The sequence below is a fragment of the Nocardia sp. NPDC003345 genome (assembly GCF_053589395.1).
In genome coordinates this window covers 1-4157 of sequence record NZ_JBSFRU010000445.1, presented here as the reverse complement: position 1 = coordinate 4157, position 4157 = coordinate 1, and the positions used below count along the sequence as shown (strand labels likewise).

Here is a 4157-nt window from a genome sequence, read left to right as displayed (position 1 = left end):
ACACCGTCGTCGTCGCGTCCGGGCTCGAATTGATATGTCAACGGGAACGAGAGTTCGCCCTGGCGCCAGGTATCGGGGACCCGAACAGCACCCACAACTACAACATGCTGGGCACCGACCTCGGCATCATGTGGGATAACGGCAACGGCGAAATGCTGACCGCCTTCGGCGATACCGCCGGGGTCGGGTTCCCCAATCTGCTCGCCGGGAGTATGTGGGCGTGGCGGAGCAATGTGCTGGTCCGCAGCCATACCCAGGATCCCCGGCACGGGATCTTCTTCGACAGCGTGGTGCGCGATGTATTCGGTCAGGCCCGCGATCTGATCCCCAGCCCGAAAATACCGCTGCTGGAGATCAGCCGTATTCCGACCGCCGGGATTTCGGTGGGCGGCGTACAGTACATGAGCCTGATGTCGGTGAAGACCTGGGACACACCCGGAGAATGGACCACCAATTACTCGGGTCTGGCGGCTTCGGCCGATAATGGTGAGACCTGGGCCGACCTGGCCTTCACCCGGCGGCCGAACGAGGGTGCGAACCGCAATTTCCAGATGAATTCCTTCGTGAAGGACGGCGGGTTCGTCTACGTATACGGAACCGCCTCGGGCCGCGACAATGCCGCGTATGTCTCCCGTGTCCGGGAACCCGATATCCAGAATCTGGGTGCCTACGAATACTGGGACGGCGGGGCCTGGAAACACGGCGATGTGAATGCCGCCCGCCCGATCATGCACGGCGTCGGGGAACTGTCGGTGATGTGGAACGACTACCTGGGCCAGTTCGTCTCACTGACCACCGATCCGTTCAATTCCGTGGTCCTGCGGACCGCGCCGGCGCCGGCCGGGCCGTGGAGTGAACCGCGGGTACTGATCGATGCGCGCGAATTGCCGACTGCCTACGCCCCCTCGATATTCCCCTATCAGACCGGCAGCGATCTGTACTTCATGACCACCGTGCACAACCAGTACAACGTCGTGCTGATGCGCACCCGGTTGTGACCACGGAACACTCCCCCTTGACCTTGAGCATTGTTTAGGTACAAGGCTGGTCGGCGACACCCCGTCGCCACCGGGAGGACCCATGACCAGCACCGCACGATCCAGTAGCACCGACGCGATCTCCGAATGGCTGCGCGGCGCGGCCCGGCCGGTACACGGCACCGGGCCCGCCGCCACCAATCCGCCGCCGGTTGAGCGACCCGGACCCGGCACGGCGGCCGCCTCCATAGACTGTCGGCATGAAGGCGGCCGACTGGGATGCGCGGTATGTCCAGAGCGAACTGGTATGGGGGGCACCACCGAACAACACGGTGGTGGAGTTCGCCCACGGTCTGGACCGGCGGGTCCCGCTGCTGCCCGGCCCCGACGGACAGATCCCGGAGTTGCCGCGGGCGCTCGATCTCGCCTGCGGCGAAGGCCGGAACGCGCTGTGGCTGGCCACCCACGGCTGGCAGGTGCACGCGGTGGATTTCTCCCAGGTCGGCATCGACAAGGGCCGCACGGTGGCGACCCGGCTGACCCGCTCGATCCGGGAACGGATCACCTGGCAGTGCGCCGATCTCACCGATCCCGACACCGATATCGGCGGCCCCTACGAGCTGGTTCTGATGGTCTTCCTGCATCTACCGGCGCGGGAGCGCCGGGCGATGGTCCGGCGGGCGGCGGCACTGCTCACCCCGGGCGCGACATTGCTGGTACTGGGACACGACAGCGCGAATCCGGAGCGCGGATACGGCGGCCCGCAGGATCCCGCGATCCTGTTCACGCCCGAGGACGTCGTCGCGGATCTGGGCGCCGGGGACGAGGACGGGAGCACCGGACTCGAGATCGGAACAGCCCGGCAGGTGCTGCGGCCGACCGAGTCCGGCGACGCGATCGACGCCCTGGTCGTCGCGACGAAGCCCGCGCCGGGCGACCGGTAGTCCCGGTAAACACCACGGTCCGGGCAGCGATCAGGCGCGCCAGCGCTCGAACCAGGGTGCCAGGGTTTCCGCGATCGTGTCGAAACCCTTCCGGAAGGAATGAGGCTGGCCGGGTATCACCCGGACCTCCGCGGCGTCGGCGGGGTCGGGGATACCGAAGGGGTCGCTGCCGCCGTTGATCACCACGACATCGGCGCCGCCGGCGGCGAGCAGTTCGTCGCGCCTCGACTTTTCCGGCTTCCCCGGCGGATGCAGCGGAAAGGACAGCGCCACTATCGCCCGGGCGCCGAGTCCGGTGGCCGTGCGGCATGCCACCCGGGCCCCGTTGCTGCGGCCGCCGAGTACCAGCGGAAGTTCGTCTCCTGCCGTACCCGGCGCGGCGGCCTTCTTCGACCGGAACTCGGAGCGGAGCGCGTCCACCAGTTCGATCCAGGCGCGATCCTGGGGTTCCGGCTTACCGGGCGCGCGGCGGCCCGCCACTCGGTAGGGCTGCAGCACCCGGGCCACCACGCCTCCGGCGGCGAGCGCGGTATCGCGCACGGTCAGGATGTCGGGTGAATCCACCCCGCCCCCGGCGCCGTGCGTGAACACCAGCAGGAACGCTGGTTCGTCCGGGTAATCGATCTCGGCCTCGGCGGGCCCGGCGCTGGTCTCGATCCGCACGCCCCACCCTAACCAGCGCGGTCACCGGCACCGCCGATCCGGCCGCGAACACGCCGCCGACCTGCGGTGGGACGGCCCCGAGGGCGTCCACACCGGAAACCGGCGGCCCCGGACCTGTTCGTCACGTCACAAAGCGCCCTCGCGCAATTGCCGAGCGCCTTACTCGTCGGTAATATACTCAGTAAAGTTACCCGCGAGTAGCATGCCGCGTTCCGGTGGCTACCCGATGGCAACAACGGGCGGGAACGGCAGCGACACCGACCGCACCCGACTCAACGGAGAGTGAGTATCACAATGGGTCATTACAAGAGCAACGTCCGCGACCTGGAGTTCAACCTCTTCGAGGTACTCGGGCTGGGCAGCATCCTCGACTCCGGCGCCTACGGCGATCTGGACGCCGACACCGTCAAGGAGATGCTGAACGAGGTTCGCCGCCTGGCCGAGGGCCCGCTTGGCGAATCCTTCGCAGACGCCGACCGCAACCCCCCGGTCTTCGACCCCGAGACCCACACCGTCTCGCTCCCCGAGTCCTTCAAGAAGAGCTACCGCAAGCTGCAGGAAGGCGGCTGGGACTCCTTCTCCGTCGATCCCGAGCTCGGCGGTATCGACATCCCGCGCACCGCCTACTGGGCCATCGCCGAACTGATCCTCGGCGCGCAGCCCGCCGCGTTCATGTACGCGGCCGGCCCCGGCTTCGCCAACATCTTCTACAACAACGCCACCGAAGAACAGAAGAAGTGGGCCAAGATCGCCGTCGAGCAGGGCTGGGGCGCCACCATGGTGCTCACCGAGCCCGACGCCGGCTCCGATGTGGGCGCGGGCCGCACCAAGGCCGTCCAGCAGGAGGACGGGTCCTGGCATATCGAGGGCGTGAAACGCTTCATCACCTCGGCCGACTCCGACGACCTGTTCCCGAACATCATGCATCTGGTGCTCGCCCGCCCCGAGGGCGCGGGCCCGGGCACCAAGGGCCTGTCGCTGTTCTTCGTCCCGAAGTTCCACTTCGACCACGAGACCGGCGAACTGGGCGAGCGCAACGGCGTCTTCGTCACCAATGTCGAGCACAAGATGGGCCTGAAGGTCTCGGCCACCTGTGAGGTCACCTTCGGTGGTCACGGCGTGCCGGCGCAAGGCTGGCTCGTGGGCGAGGTCCACCAGGGCATCGCGCAGATGTTCGAGGTCATCGAGCACGCGCGGATGATGGTGGGCACCAAGGCCATCGCCACCCTGTCCACCGGCTACCTCAACGCACTGGACTACGCCAAGGAGCGCGTCCAGGGTGCCGACCTGACCCAGATGACCGATAAGTCCGCGCCCCGGGTCACCATCACCCACCACCCTGATGTGCGGCGCAGCCTGGCCACCCAGAAGGCCTACGCCGAGGGTCTGCGCGCCGTGTACCTCTACACCGCCGCCCACCAGGACGCCGATGTCGCGGCCGCCGTCTCCGGCGCGGACGCCGATACCGCGGCCCGGGTCAACGATCTGCTGCTGCCGATCGTCAAGGGCGTGGGTTCCGAGCGGGCCTACCAGTACCTGACCGAATCCCTGCAGACCCTGGGCGGATCCGGCT

The 4157-nt window shown here is 67.5% G+C and carries 4 protein-coding genes; 3 read left to right on the top strand and 1 reads right to left on the bottom strand.

The genetic code is table 11. The annotated features are described in order from the left end of the window. Both ACWDU1_RS30255 and ACWDU1_RS30250 read left to right on the top strand, forming a co-directional pair. A partial coding sequence (locus ACWDU1_RS30255; RefSeq protein ID WP_450003696.1) for a DUF4185 domain-containing protein occupies positions 1–998 on the top strand: 998 nt, incomplete at its 5' end. Positions 999–1237: 239 nt separating this feature from the next. Then, positions 1238–1921 (top strand): class I SAM-dependent methyltransferase, encoded by a 684-nt coding sequence (locus ACWDU1_RS30250; protein WP_450003695.1) that lies wholly within the window; start codon positions 1238–1240, stop codon positions 1919–1921. A 30-nt stretch (positions 1922–1951) separates the two neighbouring features. Here the strand turns inward: ACWDU1_RS30250 and ACWDU1_RS30245 are convergent, their stop codons facing one another. Then, on the bottom strand, positions 1952–2584 hold the full coding sequence (locus tag ACWDU1_RS30245) for an alpha/beta hydrolase family protein (protein WP_450003693.1): 633 nt from the start codon (positions 2582–2584) through the stop codon (positions 1952–1954). A gap of 294 nt (positions 2585–2878) precedes the next feature. On the opposite strand from ACWDU1_RS30245, the gene ACWDU1_RS30240 reads away from it, so the two are divergent. Continuing rightward, positions 2879–4157 (top strand): acyl-CoA dehydrogenase family protein (locus ACWDU1_RS30240; protein ID WP_450003697.1); only part of this gene is annotated, 1279 nt, incomplete at its 3' end.